This is a genomic window from Mesorhizobium sp. WSM3859 (assembly GCF_002295065.1).
Taxonomy (GTDB): domain Bacteria; phylum Pseudomonadota; class Alphaproteobacteria; order Rhizobiales; family Rhizobiaceae; genus Mesorhizobium.
Genome location: NZ_NSGG01000009.1, coordinates 99,868 through 125,835, shown reverse-complemented (window position 1 = coordinate 125,835; position 25,968 = coordinate 99,868). Strand labels below are relative to the sequence as shown.

Annotated in this window: 23 protein-coding genes; 6 read left to right on the top strand and 17 right to left on the bottom strand. The window is 63.9% G+C overall.

From position 1 onward, the window contains the following. Nucleotides 1–11 precede the first annotated feature (11 nt). Nucleotides 12–1,361: an LLM class flavin-dependent oxidoreductase gene (locus CK230_RS19950; RefSeq protein ID WP_095818852.1), complete on the top strand. Its 1,350-nt coding sequence runs from the start codon at nucleotides 12–14 to the stop codon at nucleotides 1,359–1,361. Nucleotides 1,362–1,434: 73 nt separating this feature from the next. On the opposite strand, the gene CK230_RS19945 is transcribed toward CK230_RS19950, so the two are convergent. From CK230_RS19945 to CK230_RS19865, 16 genes are all read right to left on the bottom strand, one after another. Continuing rightward, nucleotides 1,435–3,144 (bottom strand): APC family permease, encoded by a 1,710-nt coding sequence (locus tag CK230_RS19945; RefSeq protein WP_095818851.1) that lies wholly within the window; start codon nucleotides 3,142–3,144, stop codon nucleotides 1,435–1,437. Between the two features lie 252 nt (nucleotides 3,145–3,396). Continuing rightward, a complete protein-coding gene (locus tag CK230_RS19940) occupies nucleotides 3,397–5,766 on the bottom strand; it encodes an aminomethyltransferase family protein (protein ID WP_095818850.1) in 2,370 nt (789 codons plus the stop codon). 258 nt (nucleotides 5,767–6,024) lie between these two features. Then, nucleotides 6,025–6,648 carry a sarcosine oxidase subunit gamma family protein gene (locus CK230_RS19935; RefSeq protein ID WP_095818960.1) on the bottom strand — a complete coding sequence of 208 codons (624 nt, stop codon included), beginning with the start codon at nucleotides 6,646–6,648 and terminating at the stop codon, nucleotides 6,025–6,027. Next, complete coding sequence (locus CK230_RS19930) at nucleotides 6,641–9,619, bottom strand: sarcosine oxidase subunit alpha (RefSeq protein ID WP_095818849.1); 2,979 nt, start codon at nucleotides 9,617–9,619, stop codon at nucleotides 6,641–6,643. Before CK230_RS19930 ends, CK230_RS19935 begins: the two co-directional genes overlap by 8 nt. Nucleotides 9,620–9,860: 241 nt before the next feature. Then, nucleotides 9,861–10,136 carry a sarcosine oxidase subunit delta gene (locus CK230_RS19920; RefSeq protein WP_095818847.1) on the bottom strand — a complete coding sequence of 92 codons (276 nt, stop codon included), beginning with the start codon at nucleotides 10,134–10,136 and terminating at the stop codon, nucleotides 9,861–9,863. 15 nt (nucleotides 10,137–10,151) lie between these two features. Next, a complete protein-coding gene (locus CK230_RS19915) occupies nucleotides 10,152–11,405 on the bottom strand; it encodes a sarcosine oxidase subunit beta family protein (RefSeq protein ID WP_095818846.1) in 1,254 nt (417 codons plus the stop codon). A gap of 38 nt (nucleotides 11,406–11,443) precedes the next feature. Further along, on the bottom strand, nucleotides 11,444–12,751 hold the full coding sequence (glnT, locus tag CK230_RS19910; RefSeq protein ID WP_095818845.1) for a type III glutamate--ammonia ligase: 1,308 nt from the start codon (nucleotides 12,749–12,751) through the stop codon (nucleotides 11,444–11,446). A gap of 35 nt (nucleotides 12,752–12,786) precedes the next feature. Beyond that, nucleotides 12,787–14,115, bottom strand: coding sequence for an FMN-binding glutamate synthase family protein (locus CK230_RS19905; protein ID WP_095818844.1), 1,329 nt, complete (start codon nucleotides 14,113–14,115; stop codon nucleotides 12,787–12,789). A 6-nt stretch (nucleotides 14,116–14,121) separates the two neighbouring features. Beyond that, nucleotides 14,122–14,853, bottom strand: a complete 732-nt coding sequence (locus CK230_RS19900; RefSeq protein ID WP_176480158.1) for a GXGXG domain-containing protein — start codon at nucleotides 14,851–14,853, stop codon at nucleotides 14,122–14,124. 19 nt (nucleotides 14,854–14,872) lie between these two features. After that, nucleotides 14,873–15,769, bottom strand: coding sequence for a glutamine amidotransferase family protein (locus CK230_RS19895; protein WP_095818842.1), 897 nt, complete (start codon nucleotides 15,767–15,769; stop codon nucleotides 14,873–14,875). A gap of 86 nt (nucleotides 15,770–15,855) precedes the next feature. Beyond that, nucleotides 15,856–16,185: a hypothetical protein gene (locus CK230_RS19890; protein ID WP_095818841.1), complete on the bottom strand. Its 330-nt coding sequence runs from the start codon at nucleotides 16,183–16,185 to the stop codon at nucleotides 15,856–15,858. Then, entirely contained in the window at nucleotides 16,182–16,871 is a 690-nt protein-coding gene (locus tag CK230_RS19885; protein ID WP_095818840.1) for a hypothetical protein, read from the bottom strand. The genes CK230_RS19890 and CK230_RS19885 overlap by 4 nt, the downstream gene beginning before the upstream one ends. Before the next feature lie 46 nt (nucleotides 16,872–16,917). After that, nucleotides 16,918–18,324: an amino acid permease gene (locus tag CK230_RS19880; protein WP_095818839.1), complete on the bottom strand. Its 1,407-nt coding sequence runs from the start codon at nucleotides 18,322–18,324 to the stop codon at nucleotides 16,918–16,920. Between the two features lie 12 nt (nucleotides 18,325–18,336). Further along, nucleotides 18,337–18,498 (bottom strand): hypothetical protein, encoded by a 162-nt coding sequence (locus tag CK230_RS19875; RefSeq protein ID WP_095818838.1) that lies wholly within the window; start codon nucleotides 18,496–18,498, stop codon nucleotides 18,337–18,339. 36 nt (nucleotides 18,499–18,534) lie between these two features. Then, nucleotides 18,535–18,912: a hypothetical protein gene (locus tag CK230_RS19870; RefSeq protein WP_095818837.1), complete on the bottom strand. Its 378-nt coding sequence runs from the start codon at nucleotides 18,910–18,912 to the stop codon at nucleotides 18,535–18,537. A gap of 10 nt (nucleotides 18,913–18,922) precedes the next feature. Next, a complete protein-coding gene (locus tag CK230_RS19865) occupies nucleotides 18,923–19,210 on the bottom strand; it encodes a hypothetical protein (RefSeq protein ID WP_095818836.1) in 288 nt (95 codons plus the stop codon). Between the two features lie 298 nt (nucleotides 19,211–19,508). Between CK230_RS19865 and CK230_RS19860 the strand changes: the two genes are divergently transcribed. The 4 genes from CK230_RS19860 to CK230_RS19845 all read left to right on the top strand — a co-directional run bounded on the left by CK230_RS19860 (nucleotide 19,509) and on the right by CK230_RS19845 (nucleotide 23,373). Further along, entirely contained in the window at nucleotides 19,509–20,642 is a 1,134-nt protein-coding gene (locus CK230_RS19860) for an aminomethyltransferase family protein (protein WP_095818835.1), read from the top strand. A 122-nt stretch (nucleotides 20,643–20,764) separates the two neighbouring features. Beyond that, entirely contained in the window at nucleotides 20,765–21,361 is a 597-nt protein-coding gene (locus CK230_RS19855; protein ID WP_095818834.1) for a dimethylamine monooxygenase subunit DmmA family protein, read from the top strand. Then, nucleotides 21,358–22,323 (top strand): PDR/VanB family oxidoreductase, encoded by a 966-nt coding sequence (locus CK230_RS19850; protein WP_095818833.1) that lies wholly within the window; start codon nucleotides 21,358–21,360, stop codon nucleotides 22,321–22,323. Before CK230_RS19855 ends, CK230_RS19850 begins: the two co-directional genes overlap by 4 nt. Nucleotides 22,324–22,332: 9 nt before the next feature. Beyond that, nucleotides 22,333–23,373 (top strand): DUF3445 domain-containing protein, encoded by a 1,041-nt coding sequence (locus CK230_RS19845; RefSeq protein ID WP_095818832.1) that lies wholly within the window; start codon nucleotides 22,333–22,335, stop codon nucleotides 23,371–23,373. A gap of 145 nt (nucleotides 23,374–23,518) precedes the next feature. On the opposite strand, the gene CK230_RS19840 is transcribed toward CK230_RS19845, so the two are convergent. Then, complete coding sequence (locus CK230_RS19840) at nucleotides 23,519–24,241, bottom strand: helix-turn-helix domain-containing protein (RefSeq protein WP_095818831.1); 723 nt, start codon at nucleotides 24,239–24,241, stop codon at nucleotides 23,519–23,521. A 314-nt stretch (nucleotides 24,242–24,555) separates the two neighbouring features. Between CK230_RS19840 and CK230_RS19835 the strand changes: the two genes are divergently transcribed. Next, a complete protein-coding gene (locus tag CK230_RS19835; RefSeq protein ID WP_095818830.1) occupies nucleotides 24,556–25,914 on the top strand; it encodes an NAD(P)/FAD-dependent oxidoreductase in 1,359 nt (452 codons plus the stop codon). The last annotated feature ends 54 nt before the right edge of the window (nucleotides 25,915–25,968 follow it).

Sequence of the window (25,968 nt, the reverse complement as noted above, 5' to 3'; positions counted from 1 at the left end):
GGATCATTCCCATGTCAGAAAAACGGCAATTGCGACTCGGCGCCTTCATGCGCCCGGTCAGTCTTCACACCGGCGCCTGGCGCTATCCGGGCGCCTATCCGGACGCCAACTTCAACTTCGCGCATCTGAAGCGTTTCGCGCAGACGCTAGAGGCGGCGAAGTTCGACGCCTTCTTCATGGCCGACCATCTGGCCGTGCTCAACATGCCAATCGAGGCGCTGCGGCGCAGCCACACGGTAACGTCCTTCGAGCCGTTCACGCTGCTCTCGGCGCTTGCCGCCGTCACCGATCACATTGGCCTGGTCGCCACCGCTTCGACCACCTTCGACGCGCCCTATCACATCGCCCGGCGCTTCGCCTCGCTCGACCATATCAGCGGCGGGCGCGCCGGCTGGAACATCGTCACTACCTCCAATCCCGACGCCGCGCTGAATTTCGGCCTCGACGAGCATGTCGAGCATGACGAGCGCTACCACCGGGCGCGCGAGTTCTACGATGTCGTGACCGGGCTGTGGGACAGTTTTGCCGATGACGCCTTCATCCGCGACGCCGAAAGCGGCCTCTATTTCGATCCATCGAAACTGCATGTGCTCGACCACAAGGGCGAGCACCTGTCTGTGCGCGGCCCGCTCAACATCGCCCGGCCAATCCAGGGCTGGCCGGTCATCGTCCAGGCCGGCGCGTCCGACGTTGGGCGCCAACTGGCCGCCGAGACGGCGGAGGTGATCTTCGCCGCGCCGCCCGACCTGGCATCCGGCCAGCGCTTCTTTGCCGACGTGAAGGGCCGCGCGCAAAAGCTTGGCCGGGCGCGCGACGACATCAAGATCCTGCCCGGCGCCTTCGTCATCGTCGGCGACAGCGTCGAGGAGGCGCGGGCCAAGCGCGCGAAGCTGGACAGCCTCGTCTATTACGAGAGCGGCATCGCCTCGCTGTCGATCGCGCTCGGCCACGACGCGTCGGGTTTCGATCCGGACGGACCGTTGCCGGACATTCCGGAAACCAATGCGTCGAAGAGCAGCCGCGAACGCGTCATCGAACTCGCGCGCAATGAAGATCTGACGGTTCGCCAGCTGGCGCAGCGGCTCGGCGGCTTTTCCGGCCTTGCCTTTGTCGGCACCCCGAAAACCATTGCTGACGGGATGGAGGAATGGCTGCTGACGGAAGGCTCCGACGGCTTCAACGTCATGTTCCCTTATCTTCCCGCCGGTCTCGACGACTTCGCCGAGAAGGTGGTGCCTGAGCTGCAGCGGCGCGGGATCTTCAGGCGCGAATATGAAGGGTCGACGCTGCGCGAGAATCTTGGCCTGAAGCGGCCGCCGAACCGGTTCTTCGAAGGCGAGGCCGTCCGCAAGGCCGGCTGATCTCAGCTTCGACAAACTCGCCAAAAACAAACGGGCGCGCCGAAGCGCGCCCGTTTCCATTCAGGTTGCCACGTCAGATGACGAACACCCAATTGGCGATCAGCATCACGATCACGCCGGCGGCGAGCGTCAGATAGGGCAGCATGCCTGCCTTCTTGACCGAGAGGTCTGCCCCCGCCATGCCGAGATCCGCCAGCATATGCTCGGGGAATTTGCCGCCATCCTGGATGTAGTGGCGGAAGCAGAACACCGGGATGATCAAGGCAGCCGTGACCAGGCCGGCCCACAGCGCCATTGGGTTCCACACCTTGGCACCGGCGCCCATGAAGACCGCGTTGACATAGGCGAAGATGGCGCCGATACCGAGCAGCCAGGTCGGCGCCTTCCACGGCCGCTTGATATGGCCGTTGTCGATGCGGTGGATCCAGCCGGCATTGAGGTTGAGGAAGTTGAAGATGATGTAGCCGCAGTTCGACACGGCGAGGATGAAGAAGAAGCTCGTCGCATCGGCCGAGGCGATTGCCAGCACGATCAGGTTGAAGATCAGGTCCGTCCACATCGCCCGCGTTGGCGCGCCATGCTCGTTGACGTGGCTGAGATAGCGCGGCAGCCAACCGTCGACCGAGCCCTGGTAGAGCGTGCGCGAGGACCCGGCCATCGCCGTCATGATGCAGAGCACCAGCGCCAGGATCATCAGCATGACCAGAAGGCTATGGATGATCTTGCCGCCGCCGACCATGCCGGCCAGCGCGTCGGCGACGCCCGAGCCGTCGACGATCGGCGTCGCCAGCATGCCGTTGAGGCCGAGCTCCCCTTGGAAGGTGAAGGGCACCAGGATGAACAGCAGCATGCAGAGCAGGCCGGAATAGAAGATCGCCTTGAAGGTGTCGGTGCCGGGGTTCTTGAACTCCGACGTGTAGCAGACCGCGGTCTCGAAGCCGTAGGTCGACCATGCGGCGATGAACATGCCGCCCAGCACCAGGGTCCAGCCGGCGATGTTCCACGAACCGGGATCGGGCGCGTAAGCCGCGGCCAGCGGCACCAGCGGCGAGAAGTTGGCATAGTCGATCTGACCGCTGATGATCGGCACCACGCCGACGATCAGCATCGGGATGATGACCAGCAGGCCGATATATTTCTGCACATTGGCCGTGCCGAGGATGCCGCGATGCTGGATGGCGAAGATGACCAGCATCAGCACCGCGCCGATGAAGAAAGTGGCGTTGAGCGTGAACGAGACCGGGCCGAGCGTATGGCCCCACAGCGTCCAGGTGCGGATCGCCGGCGTTGCGGCGGCGGTGACCGCGGTGATGGCATCGGCGGGCGCCGTCCCGGCATGCGCGGCGATATAGGCGACCACCTCGGGCGAGGTTTCGGAGAAGAGGGGGATCGGCGCCAGCGCGTTGAGGATATAGGCGGCGGCGATCGAGCAGCCGAGCGACAGCACCGGCGACCAGGCGAACCAGTTGCACCACACCGACAGCGGCGCGATGAATTTCGAATAACGCAGCCATGCGGTAGCGCCGTAGATCGAGGCGCCGCCCGACTTGTTCGGGAACAGGCCGGCGATTTCGGCATAGGTGAAGGATTGCAGGAAGCCCATGATCATGGACACCGTCCAGATCACGAAGGCGAGCTTACCGGTTGTCCCGGCAATGCCGCCGATCGAGAACAGGACGAGCGCCGGAACGCCGCTTGCCACCCAGAAGGCGCCACGCCAGTCGATATGCCTGAGCAGCTTGCTTTCGGCAGGCTGCTCCAGGGCCGTGCTTATGGTGCTCATATGTTTGTATCCCCTTTTTGTTGTTCCCCGCCAGCGATGCTTCGGCTCTCGCAAAGCTTGCTCCCCGGCACATGATCGGCATGACTGTCGTGTTTCCACTCAGTCGTTTTTTTTTCTTAAGAGTGAAGATTGATCCGACGCGCTTTCGCGTCAAGCGTTTTGTGAATGTCATGCACATCACGCTTGCGAAACATTGGTGCGACCGCCGCCGGTGGCGGCCGGCGAGGGTCGGATCTGGCCTTCGGAGGGGTATCAGGAGCGCGGCTTTGTCTTTTGCGGATCGTAATGGGCGAAGGCCACGACGCGCGCAGGCAGCCGTTTGGCGTGGCCGTCGAGCTTGCCGATCTCGACCTCCGTGCCGATCTCGGCATGGGTGACGTCGAGCCTTGCCAGCGCGATGTTTTTGCCCAGCACCGGCGAGCGCATGCCGGAGGTGACGACGCCGATCTGGGCGCGGCCGACATGGACGCAGTCGCCATGGCCGACCGGGATATTGGCCTCGATGTCGAGGCCGACGAGCTTGTGCTGCGGATGCTCCCTGCGCCGGATCAGCGCGTCGCGGCCGATGAAGTCGTCGGCCTTGGTCTTCAGCGGCACGGTGAAGCCGATGCCGGCCTCGAACGGATCGGTCTGATCGGAGAATTCGTAACCAGCGAAGATCAGTCCGGCCTCGATGCGCACCATGTCGAGCGCCTGCAGGCCCATCGGCTTCAGCCCGTGCGGCTGGCCGGCTTCCCAGACGGCGTCGAACACTTTTTCGGCGTCGCGCGGATGGCACCAGATTTCATAGCCGAGCTCGCCCGTATAGCCCGTGCGCGAGACGACGACCGGAACCCCGTTGCCGCCGCCGATGCGCGCCACCGCGAAGCGGAACCATTCGAGCTCACCGATCGAGGGCTGCACCGGCGAGGTCCAGACGACCTCCTTCAAGATGTCGCGGCTCTTCGGGCCCTGCACGGCGATGTTGTGCATCTGGTCGGTGGAGGAGCGCACCAGCACGTTGAGGCCGAGCTTCTTGGCCGTCTCGCGCAGCCATTCGCCGGAGAAATCGTCGCCGCCGACCCAGCGGAAATTGTCCTTGCCGAGCCGAAGCAGCGTGCCGTCGTCGATCATGCCGCCATGCTCGTAGCACATCGCCGTGTAGACGACTTGGCCGACGCCGAGCTTCTTGACGTCGCGGGTCAGCGAGTATTGCAACAGCGCCTCGGCATCGGGTCCGGTGACCTCGAACTTGCGCAGCGGCGACAGGTCCATGATCACCGCGTCCCGCCGGCAGGCCCAGTATTCGGCGATGGCGCCTTCCTTGGCGAAGGAATTGGCGAGCCAATAACCCCTGTATTCGACGAAGTCGCGGGTGTGCTTGGCAAAGCTCGAATGAAAGGCTGTCTCGCGGGTCATTTTCGGTTCCGAGTCGGGCTTCATGCGTCTGGCGATCGCTCGCGAGAATTTGTGCTGGCCGGAATAGGTCCGCACATGGATGTCGGTGAGGTCCCAGCCATTGGCGGGCGTGGTGTCGTCCGGGCAGGCCGAGGACACGCAGACGATGTCGGTCAGCGCGCGCAAGAGCACATAGTCGCCTGGCCGCGACCAGGGCTCGTCCGACACCATCACGCCATGCGCGTCGATCGCCGTGTTGAAGAAGAAGTTGATGGCCATCCAGCCGGCGCGGGACGTGACACCCTTGTCGGCGAGCGCCTTGTTGAAATTCTCCGAGCAGTTGGTGTGGCCGGGATAGCCGATGTCGTCGTAATATTTGGCGGCGCAGGCGAGCGCGAAGGCGTCGTGCCGGCCGCATGTGTCACGCACCACCTCGACCAGCGGCTCCATGTCCTGGTCATAATATTTCGAATGCAGGCCGGGCATCGGATAGGCCGAGCCCATCAGCGTGCGGGTCGTCGTCACGTCGAGCGGCAGGTCGCGCCCCTTGTCGAGCTTGCGCGCGGAAAAACACTGGAAGTCCGTGCACTGCCGGCCATCGACATCGATGATCTGCAGATAGTCGCCCGCCTTGACGAAATAGGCTTCGGCGGTCGCCGACTTCACGCGAAGATCGAGCACCGGATCGGCGAGCGGATCGGCAAGCTGGCCTCTTGTCTTCAGCCGGATCGTCGCACGGCGCACGATCACGGTGAGCGGCGTCGCTGTGTTGTGACCGTCGACCAGCATCGGTCCGCCGGGCGCCGCGATCAGCAGCGCGCCGTCGCGCTGGACAGCAAAACTCTGCTCGGCGCCGGCCGGTGTGGCGCCGCCGAACACGCGCACGGCCTTCGGTTGGTCGAGCTCTACCTTGCGGCGCTCGAGGCTGAGACGCAGCGCCGACAGACTGTCGTCGCCCTCGGCGAGCAGCGCCTTGATGCCGGCCGCGTTGCTGTTCGACCGTTCACCGAAAATACCGGGATCGGTCACGCCCGATTTGTCCCAGGCCAGCAATTCGCAAGGCTGGCCGCCCTCGACATTGGTCACGCTGACGCTGTCGCCCGCCTCGACGTCGATGAGCACCGCGCCATTGCCCTGCACAGTGTAGCGCTCCAGGCCCGGCGGCAGCCGGATCTCGCCGGGCCTGAATATCAGGCTCGGACGCGGTGGCCCGGATAGGACGGCCGGGTAGGGCGACTGGCTCATCTCAAACCCTCCTCCGAGCGAGAAACAAGTTTACCTAAGGGTAAAATTATTTTCGCTGAGAGAATAGCAGGGGGAATGCGTTTGGCAAGGCAGGACTTCCCTTCTCCCCTTGTGGGAGAAGGTGGATCGGCGCGCAGCGCCGAGACGGATGAGGGGTGTTCCAGCGGAGTGAGACCCTGGCGTTCCCTGGAGCACCCCTCATCCGTCGCCTTCGGCGACACCTTCTCCCACAAGGGGAGAAGGAGAGGGCGCGCGTCGCTACGCCAAGTCTTCCGAATGGCTGACGGTCACGCCATATTCCGCGGCCGAGTCCAGCATCGTGTGCCACAGGCTCTCGGCAAAAGTAGCGAACACCAGGAGGTTGAACACCGCCTCGCCATTGCGATCACCACCGCGCCAGAGCGTGATGCTCGTATGATCCATCGAGGTCGCGGCTCCCGCGCCGACTGTAAACACATCGGGATGCAAATCGATCGACGACAGCTTGGCGAGCATCGCGCGCGCCTTGTTGCCGCTAACACTGATCAGCGCCCGCGCATGCGATTGGTCGGAAAGCGAAGCCGAGCCGGCAAAGATTGGCGCCAGGCTTTCGACCGTGTACCTGCCACCCTTGGACAGCACGAGGAACTGGTCCGGTCCCGACCAGATAAGCGTCGCATCGGCCGCAGCGACAGCCTTCGGCGTCTCCGGCGCGGCAACACCGAAGCGCGCCTGCGCAGCCTTCGCCGTCTCGTCTGCTTTGCCGCGCCGCGCCATCACCTGCACGAGGTCGAAATTGCGGACCTCGGTCAGCGTCACGCCGGCGTCGCCCTGCGCGCCATAAGGACCCGCGACCAGCGCGCGGTCGAGCGGACTGCGGACATTCCAGAAAAAATCAGCCACGCTGGCGCCCTCCATCCGGATCGTAGAAGACGGGATTGCAGAGCTCGACATCGTAGTCCTCGCCGCGCAGCGGATCATGCGCCCGCACGATCTCGCCGATGCGCTCGCGCCCGCGCTCGACGAGGCCGAGCCCGATCCACTGGTCGAGCACCGGCGAGAAACAGACCGAGGTGACATAGCCCTGGTCGTTGTCCGGCCCGGGCGTCTCGCCCTTCGGGATGATATGTGCGCCGGAGCGGAGGCGCCGTGCCTTGTCGATCGGCTTGATGCCGACGACCACCTGCCGGTTCGGCGCCACCAGCGCCTCGCGGCCGGCCATGACGCGACCGATGAAATCCTTCTTGGTCGACATCATTTTGCCAAGGCCGAGATCGCCGGCAGTGGTCGTTCCGTTGAGCTCGGGCCCGGCGACATGGCCCTTTTCGATGCGCATCACGCCGAGCGCCTCGGTGCCGTAGGGCGTCACGCCGAATGGTTCTCCCGCAATCATCAGGTTTCGCGCCATCGCCTCGCCGTAACGCGCCGGCACAGAAATCTCGAACGCCAACTCGCCGGAGAAGGAGATGCGGAACAGCCTTGCCTTCAGACCGCCGCGCAGCTTGACCTCGCGCGCGCCCATGAAGGGGAAGCCTTCGTTCGACAGATCTTCGGACTCATCAACGATTTGTTGCAGCAGTTTCCGCGCACTCGGTCCGGCGATGGAGAACTGCGCCCATTGGTCGGAGACCGAGGTCAGGTGCACGTCAAGTTCGGGGAACAGCACCTGCCGGCAGAATTCCAGATGCTGCATCACCAGCCCGGCCTTGGCCGTGGTGGTGGTGAGGAAATAATGGTCCTCGGCCAGACGCGAGGTCGTGCCGTCGTCATAGACGATGCCATCCTCGCGCAGCATCAGCCCGTAGCGCGCCTTGCCGACGGCGAGGCTGGAGAAGGCGTTGATGTAGACGCGGTCGAGGAAGGCGCCGGCATCCGGACCATGCACATCGATCTTGCCGAGCGTCGAGACATCGCAGAAGCCGACGCCGCTGCGCACCGCCTTGACCTCGCGCGTCACGGATTCCAGCCAGTCCTTCTCGCCCGCGCGAGGGTACCATTGGGCGCGTTTCCAAAGCCCGGTGTCGACAAACACCGCACCCTGTTCGGTCGCCCAGTGATGCGACGGCGTCAGCCGCGTCGCATGGAAATTCTCGTCGCGGTGGTGGCCGGCGAAAGCGCCGATGGCGACGGGCACGTAGGGCGGCCGGCAGATCGTCGTGCCCGTCTCGGGGATCGACTTGCCGCTGACCGCCGCCATGATGGCGAGGCCGGCGACATTGGAGGTCTTGCCCTGGTCGGTCGCCATGCCGAGCGTCGTGTAGCGCTTGAGATGCTCGACCGATTGAAAACCCTCGCGCTGCGCCAGCTCGACATCGGAAGCGGTGACGTCATGCTGCTGGTCGACGAAGGCCTTGCCCTTGCCGGCTACATGCCAGAGCGGGGTGATCGAAAAGGCTTCGTCGTCGGCGACCGGCATCGATCCAGTGCTGCCGCTGCGCCCGGCATCGCGTGCGGCGGCAGCGCCGGCTTCGAACCCTTCGCGCAGGCAGGCGCCGAGACCGAAGGCGCCGTTGGCCGCACCCGCGGCGACCATGCCGGGCGGTGCGCCGTCCGGCACGAAGGCGGCGATATCGTCGCGCCATTTCGGCCGGCCGCGATGATAGGAAGTGAGGCCGACCGCCGGGTTCCAACCGCCCGACACGGCAAGCCCGTCCGCCTCGACCTCGGCGCGGGCGCCGCCGGTCAGCGCGACGGAAATCTTGCGCACGCCATTCTTGCCGCCGTCGACGCTGCTGACGGAGCCGTGCAGCACCGGGAAGCCGCCCTTGCTGGCCAGCGAGCGATGCGCCGGCGAGACATCCGGCCGCGCATCGATGACCGCCGCCACTTGCAATCCGGCGGCGATCGCCGTTTCGGCCGTGCGCCAGCCATCCTCGTTGTTGGTGAACAGCGCAATGCGTCTCGCCGGCGTGGCGGCGTAGCGGTTGATATAGCTGCGCATGGCCGATGCCATCATAACGCCCGGCGTGTCGTTGCCGGCAAAGACGATCGGACGTTCGATCGCGCCGGCAGCGACCACACAGCGCTTGGCCACGATCCGCCACAGGCGCTGGCGCACCTGATGCTCCGGCGGCGCCGGCAGATGGTCGTTGACCCGCTCGATCGCGCCATAGGTGCCGCCGTCATAAACGCCGAACAAAGTCGTGCGCGTCATGATGCGCACGTCGGGCATCGCCTCAAGTTCGGCAACCGCGCGCGTGACCCATTCGGCGGCTGGCAATCCGTCGATTGTGCCGCCATCGGCAAGCAGCCGCCCGCCAAGGGCGAAATCCTCTTCGCACAGGATGACGCGCGCGCCGCAGCGCGCGGCGGCAAGCGCTGCCGCCAGACCTGACGGGCCGGAGCCCGCGATTACCACGTCGCAATGCGCCCAGGCCTTGTCATAGTGGTCGGGATCGGAAACGCCCGCCGCGCGGCCGAGGCCGGCGGCGCGGCGGATCGCCGGCTCGTAGATCGCTTCCCAGAATTTTGCCGGCCACATGAAGGTCTTGTAGTAGAAGCCGGCGACGAAGATCGGCGCGAACAGCTGGTTGACCGACATGACGTCGAAATTGAGCGACGGCCAGCGGTTCTGGCTGGCGGCTTCCAGGCCTTCATAGAGCTCGGCCGTCGTCGCCTTGGTGTTCGGCTCGCGCCGCGCGCCGCTGCGCAGCTCGACCAGCGCGTTGGGCTCTTCCGAGCCCGCCGTCAGGATGCCGCGCGGACGGTGATATTTGAACGAGCGGCCGACCAGCTTGACGCCATTGGCGACTAGCGCCGAAGCCAGCGTATCGCCCTTGAAGCCCAAAAAATTCTTGCCGTCGAAACGGAAGCTGAGCGCGGTCGAGCGGTCGATGAGCCCGTTAGTCGGGAGGCGATTGGGTTGAGAGGTCACAGTGTCCAGCCTCTCGTCAATTCGAAGTCATGGCGAAGGGCAGCGCTGCCCCTCATCGCCCTGCCGGGCACTTCTCCCCGTATAGAGACGGGGAGAAGGAGGCTGGCCGCGATGCCGGCTTTCTTTCTGCAGCGCTGGCGATTGGCGAAACCGGCGGCGACAGTGCCCCTCTCCCCGTCACTATACGGGGAGAGGATGCCGGCAGGCAGGTGAGGGGCAGCGCTGACTTGGCGACAATAGCTCATTTCACAACCTGCCCCGCTCCAGCGCCCGCCGCCGGCTCGACGGCCGAAATCTCATGCGTCAGCGTGTTGCGCGTGACCTTCAGCCAGGTCCGGCAACCGCCGCCATGGTACCAGTGCTCGCCCATCACCCCGGCGATGTTGTCGCGCAGATAGACGTAATCGTAGACGGCGTCTTCGCCGGCATCGGGGGCGGGGCGTTGCGGCTTGGCGTCGCCGAGATAGGTGAACTCGCCGAGTTCGCGTTCGCCGCAGAAGGGACAGACAATACGCATGGTGTCGGGCTGTCCTCAGTGCAGGTTCGGTTGGCCGCCCTGGCCCTTCTCGTCGATCATGGCGCCGCGCTGGAAGCGGTCGAGGCGGAAGCGGGCGGCCTCCTTATGCGCCTCGTCGCGCGCCAGAAGATGAGCGAAGACGAAGCCTGAGCCCGGCGTTGCCTTGAAGCCGCCATAGCACCAGCCGGCATTGATGTAGAGGCCGTCGACCGGGCTCTTGTCGATGATCGGCGAGCCGTCCATCGACATGTCCATGATGCCGCCCCATTGGCGCAGCAGCCGCACGCGGCCGATCATTGGGATCAGCGCCATGCCGCCTTCGCAGACATCTTCCATCACCGGCAGGTTGCCGCGCTGAGCATAGGAATTGTAGCCGTCGATGTCGCCGCCGAAGACCAGCCCGCCCTTGTCGGACTGGCTGACATAGAAATGTCCGGCGCCGAAGGTCATAACGCCGGGGATGAGCGGCTTGATCGCCTCGGAGACGAAGGCCTGCAGCACATGGCTCTCGATCGGCAGGCGCAGCCCCGCCATCGCCGCGACGCGTGAGGAAGAGCCCGCAACCGCCATGCCGACCTTGCCGGCGCCGATCTTGCCACGCGAGGTCTCGACCCCGGTGACCTTGCCGTTGGTGTCGCGCGTGAAGCCAGTGACCTCGCAATTCTGGATGATGTCGACGCCAAGCTCGCTCGCCGCATGCGCATAGCCCCAGACGACCGCATCGTGGCGGGCGGTGCCGCCGCGCCGCTGCAGCAGTCCGCCCTGCACGGGGAAGCGCGCATTGTCGAAGTTCAGGAATGGCAGCATTTTCCTGAGCGCCGCCTGGTCGAGCAGTTCGGCATCGATGCCGTTGATGCGCATCGTGTTGCCGCGACGGGCGAAGGCGTCGCGCTGGGCGTCGGAGTGATAGAGGTTGAGCACGCCGCGCTGGCTGACCATGGCGTTGTAGTTGAGGTCCTGCTCCATCGTCTCCCACAGCTTCATCGACAGCTCGTAGAAGCCGGTATTGCCGGGCAGACCGTAATTGGAGCGGATGATGGTGGTGTTGCGGCCGGCATTGCCGGAGCCGATCCAGCCCTTCTCCAGCACGGCGATGTTGCGGATGCCGAACTCGCTGGCGAGGAACCAGGCGGTGGCGAGCCCGTGCCCACCACCGCCGATGATCACGACATCATAGCGATCCTTGGGTGCTGCGTTGCGCCATGTCGGCTTCCAGTTCTTGTGGCCGGAGAGGGCGGCGCTGGCGAGCGAGAAGATCGAATATTTCATTGCGTCATTCCGAGGCCGCTCACCCGCAACGCTGGATGCTAGATATCCAGCGTGTGGTCGCGCTCCCACTGGGTGAAGTGCGAAGCATAGGAATTCCATTCCTGCTGCTTCAGCTTTAGATATGCCGACGAAAATTCCTCACCCAGCGCCGCCTTGAGCGATTTGTCGTTGTCGAATTCGCGCAGCGCGTCGAGCAGGTTGAGCGGCAGTTTCGGCGCATCCGTGACGGTATGGCCGAACTGATACATGTCGATGTCATAACGCTTGCCGGGGTCGGCCTTGGAGCGAATGCCGTCGAGGCCGGCGGCGATGATGACCGCCTGCAGGAGATAGGGGTTGGCGGCGCCGTCGGGCAGGCGCAGCTCGAAGCGTCCAGGTCCCGGCACGCGCACCATGTGGGTGCGGTTGTTGCCGGTCCAGGTCACTGTGTTCGGCGCCCAGGTCGCGCCCGAAATGGTGCGCGGCGCGTTGATGCGCTTGTAGGAATTGACCGTCGGATTGGTGATCGCGGCAAGCGCCGAGGCATGCTTCATGATGCCGCCAAGGAAGTTCCTGCCCTTGGCGGAGAGGCCGAGCTCTTCCGAATTGTCGGCGAATACGTTGGTCTTGCCGGTCTCGTCCCACACCGAGATATGCGCATGGCAGCCATTGCCGGTCAGGCCCTGGAAGGGTTTGGGCATGAACGTCGCGCGCAGGCCGTGTTTCTCCGCGATCGACTTGACCATGAACTTGAAGAAGGAGTGCTTGTCAGCGGTCGCCAGCGCGTGATCGAAGGTCCAGTTCATCTCGAACTGGCCGTTGGCGTCCTCGTGGTCGTTCTGGTACGGGCCCCAGCCCAGCGCCAGCATGTGGTCGCAGATCTCTGCGATGACGTCATAGCGCCGCATCACCGCCTGCTGGTCATAGCAGGGCTTCGAGGCGGTGTCGTATTCGTCGGAGATCGCCTTGCCGTCCGGCGAGATCAGGAAGAACTCGGCCTCGACGCCGGTCTTGACATGCATGCCGTCGCGGGCGGCTTCGTCGATCACCCGCTTCAGCGTATTGCGCGGCGCCTGGTCGACGAGCTTGTCGTCCATCACGCAGGTGGCCGCCACCCAGGCAACCTCGGGCTTCCAGGGCAACTGGATCACCGAGTCCGGATCGGGCACCGCCAGCATGTCCGGATGCGCCGGCGTGAGATCGAGCCATGTAGCGAAGCCGGCAAAGCCCGCACCGTCCTTCTGCATGTCGGCGATCGCCTGCGCCGGCACCAGCTTGGCGCGTTGCCCGCTGAACAGGTCGGTGTAGGAGATCATGAAATATTTGACGCCGTTCTCCTTGGCGAATGCGGCGAGATCGTTCCCCATTATAGTTCCTCGCTTATGTGGTCTTGGAAGTTGTCCTAAAAGCCGTTCTTCCCCGGTATCCAGCTGGTGCCGGCCAAAGGCACGCCGGCCATGGCGGCGGACTCGATGGTGAGCGCAACGAGATCCTCGGGCTCGAGATTGTGCAGGCTGTTCTTGCCGCAGGCGCGGGCAATCGTCTGCGCCTCCAGCGTCATCACCTTAAGATAATTCGCCAGCCGCCGTCCGGCCGCGATCGGGTCGACCCGCTTCATCAATTCGGGGTCCTGCGTGGTGATGCCGGCCGGGTCGCGGCCCTCGTGCCAGTCGTCATAGGCGCCGGCCGTGCTGCCCAGCGCATTGTACTCCGCTTCCCAGCGCGGATCGTTGTCGCCGAGCGCGACGAGAGCCGCCGTGCCGATCGACACCGCGTCGACGCCGAGCGCCAGCGCCTTGGCGACATCGGCGCCGTTGCGGATGCCGCCGGAGACGATGAGCTGCACCTTGCGGTGCATGCCGAGATCCTGCAGCGCCTGCACCGCCGGCCTGATGCAGGCAAGCGTCGGCTGGCCGACATTCTCGATGAACACTTCCTGCGTCGCGGCCGTGCCGCCCTGCATGCCGTCGACCACGACGACGTCGGCGCCGGCCTTTACCGCGAGCGCGGTGTCGTAATAGGGCCGCGCACCGCCGACCTTGACGTAGATCGGCTTTTCCCAGTCGGTGATCTCGCGCAGTTCGAGGATCTTGATCTCGAGATCGTCCGGCCCGGTCCAGTCGGGATGACGCGAGGCGGAACGCTGGTCGATGCCCTTGGGCAGCGTGCGCATCTCGGCGACGCGGTCGGAAATCTTCTGGCCAAGCAGCATGCCGCCGCCGCCTGGCTTGGCGCCCTGGCCGACCACCACTTCGATGGCGTCGGCACGGCGCAGGTCGCGAGGGTTCATGCCGTAGCGCGAGGGCAGGTACTGATAGACCAGTTGCTTGGAGTGGCCGCGCTCTTCCTCGGTCATGCCGCCGTCGCCGGTGGTGGTCGAGGTGCCGGAAAGCGTGGCGCCGCGTCCGAGCGCTTCCTTGGCCGGACCGGAAAGCGACCCGAAGCTCATGCCGGCAATGGTGATCGGGATCTTCAGCTCGATCGGCTTCCTGGCGTGGCGCGAGCCGAGCACCACGGAGGTGTCGCAGCGTTCGCGATAGCCTTCGAGCGGATAGCGCGAGATCGAGGCGCCGAGGAAAAGGAGGTCGTCGAAATGCGGCAGCTTGCGCTTGGCGCCGGCGCCGCGGATGTCATAGATGCCGGTCGCGGCCGCGCGGCGGATTTCGGAAAGCGTGTAGTCGTCGAAGGTCGCGGATTTGCGCGGCGTCGTCGGCGGGTTGCGGTAGGTCATCTTGCCTCAATACGCGTCGGCGTTATCGATGTTGAAATTGTAGAGTTTGCGGGCCGAGCCGTAGCGCTTGAACTCCGATGCCTTGACGCCGATGACGCCGGCCTTGTCGAGCAGCCCCTGCACCAACTCCAAATGCTCCGGCCGCATCTCCTTGGCGATGCAGTCGGCGCCGAGGCTTTCCACCTTGCCGCGTACGAAGAGCCGCGCCTCGTAGATGGAATCGCCCAGCGCGTCGCCGGCGTCGCCAAGCACCACGAGGTTGCCGGACTGCGCCATGAAGGCCGACATGTGGCCGATATTGCCGTGCACGACGATGTCGATGCCTTTCATCGAGATGCCGCAACGCGACGAGGCGTTGCCCTCGATGACCAGCAGGCCGCCGCGGCCGGTGGCGCCGGCATACTGGCTGGCATCGCCCTTGATGACGATCGAACCCGACATCATGTTCTCGCCGACGCCCGGGCCGGCCGAGCCATGCACTGTGATCGCGGCGCCGTCATTCATGCCGGCGCAGTAATAGCCGACGCTGCCGCGCACATCGATGCTGACCGGCTGGTCGACGCCGACGGCCACCGAATGGCTGCCCTTTGGGTTAAGCACTTCCCAGGCGGTCTCGTTCGGGCCGGGCGTCAGCTTGTGCAGCGCCTCGTTCAATTCGCGCAGCGAATGCTGCGAGAGGTCGAAGACGCGTGATGCCTGACTATGGGCATGGCTCTGATCGCGCTCGGCTTTCGACATTGTGTTTGCCGGCATCGGCTCAGTGCTCCCAGAAGTAGACGGTTGCGGGCTCCGGCTCCCAGACCCGCGCATTGTCGATGCCGGGCAGCTTGGTGAGCGCGCGATATTCCGAGCCGAAGGCGACATACTGGTCGGTCTCGGCCATCACGGCCGGCTTGCAGGCGATCGGGTCGCGCACCACGCCGAAGCCGTTCTTGGTGCCGACGACGAAGGTGAAGAACCCGTCGAGGTCGGAGAGCGTGCCTTCCAGCGCCTCGCCGAGATTCTTGCCATGCGCCATCCGGTTGGAGAGATAGGCGGCGGCCACCTCGGTGTCGTTCTCGGTCTCGAACTTCATGCCGTCGCGGATCAGCTCGCGCCGCATATTGTTGTGGTTGGAGAGCGAACCATTGTGCACCAGGCACTGGTCGGCGCCGGTCGAGAAGGGATGCGCGCCCATCGTCGTCACCGCCGATTCGGTCGCCATGCGGGTGTGGCCGATGCCGTGCGTGCCGGTCATCGAGCGCACGTCGAAGCGGTCCACGACGGCTTCCGGCAGGCCGACTTCCTTGTAGATCTCCACGGCTTCGCCGGCGCCCATGATGCGGATGTTCGGTCTGAGCGTCTGCAACGCCTCGCGCGCGGTGTCGACCTTGTCCGGCGTCGTCCTGATGACAGCGTGGGTGGACTTGACCGCGACGCTGACCGGCGCGCCGATCGCCTTGGCGAGCTCGGCGTCGAGGCCGCGGAAATCGCTGTCGGGTTTCGGCGACTGCACGGTGATCTTGGCCTCATTGCCGGTGGCCGCGCCATAGATGGCGATGCCGGCGCTGTCCGGGCCACGGTCGCTGAGCGACACCAGCATCTCGGACAGCATAGCGCCGAGCTTCGGTTCCAGCGCCTTGTCCTTCAAGAAAAGTCCGACGATTCCGCACATGTCAGCCTCCGATGTTTTCTGGCTCTCAAAATGATGTACCGAATGCGTTTGCTTAATTCAATGGTATGAAAGAAATTTTCCTGGCGTTATATGTTCGATGGCGCATCGCCCTCGGCACTATCGCTGTCCGGGCGCGCCTTGTGAACCCAGATCGCATGGCGGATGCGTGCGATACGGTAGGCGTCGAGGACCGACAGCGCATAGATCAAGAAGCCGCCGGCATGGCGGCCGATGAAGCTGGCGTCGGCCGGCGCCAACTTGGTCGTCACCCAGCCAAGGATCACCATGAAGAACAGAAACTGCAGGCCGCGCACCGGCACTCCGAGCATGACGTGGCCGCTTGCCGGCAAGACGGTCGCCGCGCCGAGCACGAGATAGGGATTCAAGGGAGCAGAGGTGCCGGTTCCGTCGCTCATGCCGCCTGCCTTTCGCGCCGGTTGATCGCTTCGAGAAGGCCCGATGCCGCCTCCAGCAGTCGTTCGATCACAGCGGGACCGATCCTGGCGTCGCCGAACGCGGCCTGCCGGAACACGCCGTAGCGTGCACGCTCGGCCTCGGCCAGCAGCCAGACGATGCGCACGCCCTTCGGCGTGATCAGCAATTCCTTGGCGCGACCTTCGGCGAAAATGTCGGTATGCGCGGCGATCAGATCCTGCGGGAAGGCGACGCCCTTGCGGTCGGTGCGCAGCACCGCGTCGGCGGGAAACCCGAGCACCTTCGGCAGCGTATGCGGCAGATGGTCGAAATTGGAGAACGTCGTTGCCGAATTCGGCCGCATCATCATGTCGAAAATACCCGGCACCGCGACCGGCTCGGTGATCGAAACGCTAAGCCAGCGCGTCGGCAGCTTTCGCGTCGCCAATGTGTCGACGATGGTGCGCACTTGGACTCGCTGGCTGTTCCACGTGCCGGCCCAGGTGACGACGCCGGCCGTGCCGTCGGAAATGTCGTCGGCATCCGCGACGACGCTGAGGACGCTGGCCAAATCGGCGGCCAAGGCCACCTTCGCCCTATTGCGGCTCGCGTGCGCGAGCCAGGCAATATGGGCGACGACAGCCAATGCGATCGCCCCGGCAAGCAATAACGACGTCAGCTCCGACATTTCGACACGCCACGGCCCGCCATCGAAAGGCGGGCCTTCACTCCACTCAATAACCCTGCGGCTTCGGCCACGGCATCGAGAACTGGTCGCCGCGCCGCACGAACTTGTACCGGTAGAAGTGGAACCAGAGCGAGATCAGGAAATAGAACACCGTCATCGCGATCAGCTGCGAGCCGAAGCCGAGGAAGATGGCGAAGAACGTCACCATGCACAGGCAGAACAGCACGATTGCCGGCAGCGGATGGAAGGGATGCGTGTAGCCGCGGCGGATCGAGCCAAGCGGCCACTTCTTGCGGAACATCATGATGTTGATGCTCATGAAGGTGTATTGCAGCACGCCCGACAGAATCGAGAAGGTGATCGCCTGGTTGAGGTCGGCAATGAAGGCGAAGGCCAGCGCGATCGGCAACAGGAACAGGATCGAGCGATAGGGCGTGCGGTATTTCGGATGCACCGCCGAGAACCAGCTCGGCAAATAGCGGTCGCGGCCGAGCGAGAACCAAGCGCGCGCCGCGTCGTTGATGCAGCCATTGGCCGAGGCGAGCGCCGACAGAAGCGTCGCGATGAACAGCAGGTTTTCCAAGAGCGGGCTGCCACTCAGCTTGCCGGCGTCCCACAGCGGATAATAGGTGATGCCGAGATATTCCCACGGCATCATCGAGGCGCAGACATACCAGGTCATGGCGGCGGCGATCAAAAGCGTGATCATGCCGGCCATCGTGCCGTAGGGCAGGGAGCGCGCCGGCGAGCGCACTTCCTCGGCGGCCTGGGTCGTGCCCTCGATGCCGAGATAATACCAGATGCCGAACTGGAAGGCGGCGATCACGCCGATCCAGCCGTAAGGCAGCGCGTTGCCGGGCGTGACCAGCTCGTTGAGCTTCAGCACCGCGCCTTGCGTCCATGGGCTGACCGAGAAGAAGAGGATGACGATCGAGACATAGGCGATGGCGGTGATGACGAAGTTGACGTTCAGCGTCATCAGCACGCCGCGATAGTTGAGCCATGCCAGCACCACGATGGTGGCGGCAATGAAGGAATTGTGCGTGAGCCCTTCGACACCGGCCTTGGCGACGATGGTGTCGCCAAGCAGGATCGCGTCGGACACTTCGAGCATGGTGTAGGCGAACACAAGGAACAGCGCGACGTTGAAGGCCATCAGCGGCCCGACGATATGCTTGGCCTGCGCATACTGGCCGCCTGCGGCGGCGACGGTGGACGTCACCTCCGAGTCGATCATGGCGACAGAGGTGTAGAGCAGTCCGACGATCCAGCAGACGATCAGCGCGGCGAGCGCGCCGCCCTTGTCTGCGGAGAAGTTCCAGCCGGTGAACTCGCCGACCAGCACGATGCCGACGCCGAGCGCCCAGACATGGGCCGGGCCGAGCACCCGTAGCAGCGAGACCCTGTCGCCGTGGATTGTCGTGGTTTGTGCCGTTTCAACCGCAGCCGTCATGTCAATCCCCACTCAGATCCGGTGCTTTTCGGAAACGGCCTCGAGTTCGCCTTCGCGCGAGGAGGTCAGCACGTCCTCGGAATAGGTCGTGTCGACCTTGAACCAGTCGTAGAGCATCCACAGCGCAAGCACGGCCGAGATGCCCCAGCAAACATAAGACAGTCCCATCCACATGATGTTTTCCCCGGACTCTTTGTCGTCGTCGAAGATCTATTTGTCGTCGAACTTCTCGTTGATGACCTCGCGATATTCCTTGTCGGAGGCCCGGAACAGGAAGACGAAATAGGCGATCAGCACGATCGCCATGATGATCAGCGTCGGCCAGTCGATGATGTAGTGGAAGTGATTCTGGATGACGTCGTGCGCCGTCTCCGGCGTGTAGCCGAGCTTCTCCCAGATCGAGGCCATGGTCGCGTTCTGGCCGAGCGCGTCCCAGGTCTTGGCGTCGAGCGGGTCGATCGACTTCGCCGCTCCGGCGAGGCCGAGCTTCAGCGGCAGCCAGAGCGCCACGAAAATAGCGACGACCACGACCGCGATGTCAAAGATCTGTCCGGCCTTGCTCTGCTGCGGCGGGGTGTAGCGGGCCATGGTTTCTCCCTCAGGATTGACGGTTGCGGGCCGCGTCGGCGTTCTTGATGTCGAGCCCGTAGATGAAATCCTTGTCCTCCTTGTAGTGGTTGAGCATGGCGAGGATCGCAGCGGTGTTGAAGATCAGCACCGCGGCGGCCGCGACCGCCACCACGAGCTTGATCCCGCCGTCCGGGATATACGGCCATGTCATCAGCAGGACGAAGAGGATCGTTACCCACAGGCATACGATCAAGAGCACGGATCCACGCACGTCGGAACGGTACAGCGCTTCGACGCGCTGCTGCAGGTCGGACATCGGTTTTTCCCCTTCTGGCGACGTCCGGCCCCGAAATCGACCGGGCGTCCACTCTTTCTAGAGAGTGAAATTTTTTTCATAAATTCCGACCGATTCCCGGAATTGTCAAGTCGCATTTACGCGTCGTAAGCCGTTTGTTCCAAGTCAAGAAATTTGCCTGACAATGAAATTATTTGCTTCAAGGGGATTGCAGCGCTTCTCCGTTTGCGGTCAATATTCAGGCCAAGCTCCGCCAGCAAGCAGGAGCAGGGAACAGCAACCGCTTAAAAGCGACCCAAATTGCACGGAGGACGATCGGATGACGGCATCCTGGAGATTCTCGACCCTGGCGGATCGCCATCGCGCGCTCGGCTCGAAGCTCGAGGACTGGAGCGGCATGGGCACCGCCTGGACCTACGACAAGGATGCCGACGAGGAATATGTCGCCATCCGCACCAAGGCCGGGTTGATGGATGTCTCCGGCCTGAAGAAGGTCCACATCACCGGCCCGCACGCCTCGCATCTGATCGACCTCGCCACCACGCGCGACGTGGAAAAGATCTATCCCGGCAAGTCGGCCTATGCCTGCATGCTGAACGAGGCCGGCAAATTCACCGACGACTGCATCCTCTACCGCATCAGCCCGAACTCCTGGATGGTGGTGCATGGCTCCGGCACCGGTCATGAGGAACTGCAGCGGGCGGCTATGGGCCGCGACGTCTCGCTGCGCTTCGACGACAATCTGCACGATCTTTCGCTGCAGGGCCCGACCGCCGTCGACTATCTCGCCAAGCATGTGCCCGGCATCCGCGATCTCAACTACTTCCATCACATGCAGACGCAGCTCTTCGGCTTCCCGGTGATGATCTCGCGCACCGGCTACACCGGCGAGCGCGGCTATGAGATCTTCTGCCGCGGCCAGGACGCCGGCGCGATCTGGGATCGCATCCTTGAGGAGGGTAAGAGCGCCGGCATTATCCCGTGCCGCTTCACCACGCTCGACATGCTGCGCGTCGAGAGCTACCTGCTCTTCTACCCCTACGACAATTCGCAGAAATATCCGTTCGAGAACGAAGGCCCCGGCGACACGCTTTGGGAGCTTGGCCTCGACTTCACCGTCAGCCCCGGCAAGACCGGCTTCCGCGGTGCTGAGGAGCATTACCGGTTGAAGGGCAAGGAGCGCTTCAAGATCTACGGCGTCCTGCTCGACGGCAAGGAGCCGGCCGACGAAGGCGCCCCGGTCTACCGCGACGGCAAAAAGGTCGGCGTGGTCACCTGCGCCATGTATTCGCCCCTGGTCGAGAAATCCATGGGCATCGCCCGTCTTGACGTCGACTGCGCCGTCAAGGACACCAAGCTCGAGATCCGCAACAGGAGCGGCTCGATCAAGGCGACGGCGCAGCCCCTGCCGTTCGATGATCCGAAGAAGACCAAGCGCACCGCCAAGGGTTGAGGCATCATCAGCGCGGAGGGGTTTCGAGGTACCAGAGCATGATCCCGAACCGAAGGACCGCGCTAGCGAAAAGTGGGAACCGGTTTTCGGAAAAGATCATGCTCCAACTGATCTAAGGTAGAATGGCAGCCAAGACGATCATCAGCCGGCCCATTTACGGAACGCTCTCTCCGCAGCCGGGCAAGCATCATCTCTTCATCGCCGATGCCGAAGGCGCGCTGGCGATCATCGACATGGCCGGCAAGGCGCCGCCCGGCTTTTTCGACGGCACCGAGATCGTCTTCATTCCGGGTCCCGAGGGCAAGCATATCGCCGCGCTTGAGGCGCTGAAGCCGGCGCAACTCCACATCGCGCCGTCCTTCGCCAGCCTGTTGCCGCGGCTGAAGCAGACACTGACCAACGCCCATATGGGATTGCGGCTTTATCTTTCCGGCACCGAGGGGCTGATCGGGCAGGCCATGCAGGTGGCGCTCGAAGCCGGCATGGACCACACCTCGATGCAGACCGAGCATCGCGGCTCGCTGGCGCGGCGCATGCAATGCGTGCACTGCAAGGGCATCACCGAGAATGTCACGACGCAGCCGGCGCTCTGCGCGCATTGCGGCCTGCTGCTTCTGGTGCGCGATCACTATTCGCGGCGCCTCGCCGCCTTCCAGGGCGTGTGCATCAACGCCGAGGATCGCTCGGAGGTACCTCCGATGGAGGAGGCCTTCCCATGAGCACCGGCACCACCAAGCTCGACGTCGTCGTCAGCGACGTCGTTCCTGTCAACGAACTCGTCACGCGCTTCCATTTCCGCCGCCGCGACGGCGAACTGCTGCCGACCTTTTCCGGCGGCGCCCATGTCGTGGTCGAGATGCGCGACGGCGACCGCACCAGGCTCAATCCCTATTCGCTGATGGGCTCGCCGCTCGACACGCGCGAGTACACGATCTCGGTGCGCCGCGACGATGTCGGCCGCGGCGGCTCGCTGTTCATGCACCGGCAGGTCAAGCCCGGCCTGGAGATGGTGATCAGCTATCCGGTCAATTTGTTCTCGCTGGATCTCAGAGCCAAGAAGCACCTGATGCTGGCCGGCGGCATCGGCATCACGCCCTTCATGGCGCAGACCTCGCAGCTGGCGGGCGCCGGCGGCAATTTCGAATTGCACTACACCTGCCGCACCGCTTCGCTGGGCACCTATGCCGATGTCTTGCAGCAGCGCTACGGCAACCGCGTCAGGCTCTATCATGACGACCGCGAGGAGCGCATCGATCTCGACCGGTTGCTGTCCTCGCAGCCGCTCGGCACGCATCTCTATGTCTGCGGCCCGGCTGGCATGATCAACTGGGTGCGCGATCGCGCCGCGGCGCTCGGCTGGCCGCCGGAAACCGTGCATTTCGAGCATTTCGCCGCGCCCCAGCCCGGCGCGCCGTTCGATGTCGAGTTGGCCGTCAGCGGCAAGACGATCCGCGTCGGCGAGCAGCAGAGCCTGCTCGAGGCCATCGAGGCCGCCGGCGTCGACCCGCCTTATCTCTGCCGCGGCGGCGTCTGCGGCCAGTGCGAGACCAATGTCATCTCCTCCGACGGCAAGTTCATCCACAACGATCACTGGCTGAGCGAGGAAGACCACCGTTCCGGCTGCAAGATCATGCCTTGCGTCTCGCGCTTCGAGGGCAAGTCGCTGGTCCTGGAAAGATAGGAGGCGTCAATGGGCATCACCTTTCGCAAGGAAACTTTCCGAGACGACTACACCTTCAGGAACAGCCCGGAGCATATCAGGCGCTTTCCGTTCCCGTTCAACGAAGACGCCTACATGTACGCGGTCAACATCGAGCCGCATGTCGTCGGGCCGAAAGGCTCAGTGCTGGAGAACCTGATCGACGTCGACGAGCATTATGTCGCCGAGATGCAGGACCGCGCGCTGGTGCTGGCCGAGGATCCGCTGCGCTGCCAGTCGCTGCCGCATATGACGCTGGCGGGCTGGGACCTGCTCGAGCTTCTGATGGAGCAGCAAGCGCTTGGCTATCCCGAGCATTTCACGCTGGAGCGAAACGGCGACCGCTGGCGCTGGATCAACCGGCCGCTCGGCATCGACGATACCTTCACCTTCGGCGACACCTCGACGCTGCCCTATGGCCCGATGGAATACATCACCCGCCAGAGCCAGGGCGATTTCTGCATCCTCGACCAGCGCGACGGCAATCTGTGGATGGATGCCGGCATGGTCACCACCCAGGCCGACTGGTCGCTCGACTTCGACATCGGCATGAATTTCTTCGAATGGCACGCGCCGGTGCCGCTGGCGCATGAGAAGGGGATCTTCACCCGGGCGCTGAAATTCCTGACCAACATCCAGCAGGGCAAGCCGGCAAGGCGCCTCAACTGGACGATGACCATCAATCCGCGCCTCGACACCAGCCCCGAGAACTATCACAAATGGGGCCCGGACCGCGCCACCGTCACGCCCGAGAATGTCGGCGACAAGGTGCATCTGCGCGTCGAATTGCAGAGCTTCTGGCGGCTGCCGCGCTCCAACGGCATCGTCTTCCCGATCCGCTGCTACCTGATCAAGATGGACGAACTGGTGACGCAGCCGAAATGGGCGCGCCGCCTGCACCGCGTCATCCGCGACCTGCCGGAAGAGCTCGCCACCTACAAGGGCTTGACGCGCTACCGGCCGACGCTGGTCGAGTGGCTTTCGAAGCTGGATGACGGGAGCCCGACGTCACCGGGGTTTGGGCCGGATTGAGGACTTGGGTTCCTCGCCCCCGCAAAGCGGGGGAGAGGTGTCCGCGAAGCGGACGGAGAGGGGGCCTTCGTAGGGCGCTCCCCTCTCCGTCTCGGCTTCGCCGAGCCACCTCTCCCCACTTTCGTGGGGCGAGGAACCAAGCGTCTCACCCCGCGCTGTTCTGCGGATAGCAGATAATCGACAGATACCGCATCGGCAGTTGCGTCAGCTCTTCCGGGCCGTGCGGGGCGTCGGCATCGAAGAACAGGCTGTCGCCCGGCTTCATCGGGTAGAGGTTGTTGCCGTGCCGGTAAACGACCTCGCCTTCGAGCATGTAGAGGAACTCCATGCCGGCATGCTGGAAGGTCGGGAACACGTCCGAATTCTCGGTCAGCGTGATGAGGTAGGGCTCGACCACGACGCCGCTGGTGTTGGCGCCGATATGGCCGAGCAGGTTGTACTGGTGGCCGGCGCGCGTGCCGCGCCGCTCGACATCGACGCCTTCGCCCGCCTTGACGAAGACGGCGCTGTGCTCTTCCTCGAAGCGGCGGAAGAAGGCGGTCACCGGAACGCCCAGAGCCCGCGACAGCGCCTGCAGCGTCGTCAGCGACGGCGAGGTGATGCCGTTCTCGATCTTCGACAGCATGCCGAGCGAAATATCGGTTGCCGCGGCAAGATCGGCGACGGTGATGCCGAGCTTCTTGCGGAAGGCGCGAACCTCATGGCCGATCGCCACTTCCAGCACTTTTTCGCGCGTGTCGCGGATGGCGTGCGGGTCCTGCGTCAGCGGAGTGCGGATCGTGCGCCCGTCGGCCGAAACGCGTTTCGGCGGTACCTTGCCCTGGGCTGCCGCAGCGGCGGGGTTTGTGTCAGCAGTCTTGTTCGCCATGTCGCTCCCGAATCCGCGGATTTATTTCACTCAAGGTGAACATATGCGGTGGCGATACGGAAGCGCAACCGCCACGACAAGCCACCGTATGTTGCAGGACGCGCCGGCTTGCACGTGACCACCGCCGCCTTTGCGCACAAAAACCGTTTCACGCAAACGCCATTGCCGCAGATGTTTGTTGACAGCACCGAAGACCCAATTACTATCACTGTGAGTGAAATTTGTTTCGTGAGAGCAATTCCAGGAAAACTGTCGAACGTTGTCCGCCCGGAATTGCGTCAAGACAAAAGTCGAAATCAATAAGGAGGCCCGCAATGAAATCTCGTGTCGCCGTCATCGGAGCCGGACCGTCGGGCCTGGCCCAGTTGAGGGCCTTCAAGTCGGCCGCCGACAAGGGCGCCGAGATCCCGGAAATCGTCTGCTTCGAGAAGCAGAGCGACTGGGGCGGGCTGTGGAACTACACCTGGCGCACCGGCCTCGACGAGCATGGCGACCCGGTGCACGGCTCGATGTACCGCTATCTGTGGTCGAACGGGCCGAAGGAATGTCTCGAATTCGCCGACTACACTTTCGAGGAGCATTTCGGCCGGCCGATCGCCTCCTATCCGCCGCGTGCCGTTTTGTGGGATTACATCAAGGGCCGGGTCGAGAAATCCGGCCTGCGCGACTGGGTGCGTTTCAACAGCCCGGTGCGCATGGTGACCTATTCCGACGAGACCAAGAAATTCACCGTCACCGCGCATGATCGCACCAACGACGTCACCTACTCGGAAGAGTTCGACAATGTCGTCGTCGCCTCCGGCCATTTCTCCGTGCCGAACGTGCCGTACTTCGAGGGCTTTTCCACCTTCAACGGCCGCATCCTGCACAGCCACGACTTCCGCGATGCCATGGAGTTCAAAGGCAAGGACATATTGATCATCGGCCGCTCCTATTCGGCCGAGGACATCGGTTCGCAATGCTACAAATACGGCGCCAAATCGATCACCTCCAGCTATCGGTCAAAGCCGATGGGCTTCAAATGGCCGGAGAACTGGAAGGAAGTCCCGCTGCTGCAGAAGGTCGTCGGCAAGACGGCGCATTTCAAGGATGGCACCACCAAGGAAGTCGACGCCATCATCCTGTGCACCGGCTATCTGCATTCCTTCCCCTTCCTCACCGACGACTTGAAACTCAAGACAGCCAACCGCATGTGGCCGCTCGATCTCTATGAGGGTGTGGTCTGGGAGAAGAACCCGAAGCTGTTCTACATCGGCATGCAGGACCAGTTCTACACCTTCAACATGTTCGACGCGCAGGCCTGGTACGCGCGCGACGTCATCATGCGCCGCATCAAGCTGCCCTCGGCGGAGGCGATGGCCGAGCACAGCGCCAAGTGGCGGGCGCGTGAGGAGACGCTGGAGGATGCCGAGCAGATGATCTGGTTCCAGGGCGACTACACCAAGGAGCTGATGGACCAGACCGATTATCCGGGCTTCGACGTCGAGGCGGTCAACCACACCTTCATGGAGTGGGAGCACCACAAGATGGAAAACATCATGACCTTCCGCGACAACGCCTACCGCTCGCTGATGACCGGCACCATGGCGCCGGTTCATCACACGCCGTGGCTGCAGGCGCTGGACGATTCCATGGAGAGCTATCTCGAGGTGAAAGGCGTCGCGGCCGAGTAGACGCTTCGCCTCCGCCACATTCGTTAAGTCAGCAAGGTGGGGGGCTCACGGGAC